Genomic DNA, 630 nt, shown 5'->3' with positions numbered 1-630 from the left:
GCCCAACGGGCGGGTGTGCAGCACCAGCACCTCGGCCCCGGCGTCGTGCAGGTGGCGGGCCAGGGCGGCCGCGTCGCCGCCGTTGTTGCCGCCGCCCATGAACAGCAACACCCGCAGTCCGGTGAAGGAGAAGGGGGGGGAGGTGGGGAGAGGCGCCTTGGGGGGCGTGACGGATGCGGCCAGTTCCGCGCGCAGCACGTGCAGCGCCTCGCGGCTGGCGTTCTCCATCAGGATTTCCTCGCGCAGGCCGAAGTCCGCGCTGGCGGCGCGGTCCCATCCGGCCATTTCCTCCGGGGCGGGCAAATCCATGTATGGCAGGCGCCAGCGGTCGGTGGTGTCGGTCGGGGTCATGGAAGGCTCCTGTGCAGCATGGCATGGCTGCCGTCAGCCCCTCGGGGTCGTTTTTTGGGGGGCGGGAGTTTTCCCCCGGAAGCACCTTCACTGCCGTGTCTGAGTCCGTGCGTTCAACGCTCCAGCACCACCACGGCGGCTGCGGTATCGCGGCCATGGGTCAGCGACACGTGGGCTGCGGTGGCGCCCAGCGCGGCGAAACGGTCGGCGGCCTTGCCGTGCAGCACCAGTTGGGGCTGGCCCGTGGGCAGGGGGCGCACCTCGATGTCGCGCGGGCCG

The 630-nt window shown here is 71.6% G+C and carries 2 protein-coding genes; both read right to left on the bottom strand.

Going from position 1 to position 630, the window contains the following annotated elements:
- Positions 1 to 351: NAD(P)H-hydrate epimerase (locus FVW27_RS18590; protein ID WP_243838574.1), on the bottom strand; the 351-nt coding region annotated here is incomplete at its 3' end.
- A 113-nt stretch (positions 352 to 464) separates the two neighbouring features.
- Positions 465 to 630 (bottom strand): holo-ACP synthase (locus tag FVW27_RS18585; RefSeq protein ID WP_481850179.1); only part of this gene is annotated, 166 nt, incomplete at its 5' end.

It is taken from the genome of Nitratidesulfovibrio liaohensis (assembly GCF_011682075.1).
GTDB lineage: Bacteria > Desulfobacterota > Desulfovibrionia > Desulfovibrionales > Desulfovibrionaceae > Cupidesulfovibrio > Cupidesulfovibrio liaohensis.
This window is presented reverse-complemented; position numbering and strand designations above follow the sequence as displayed.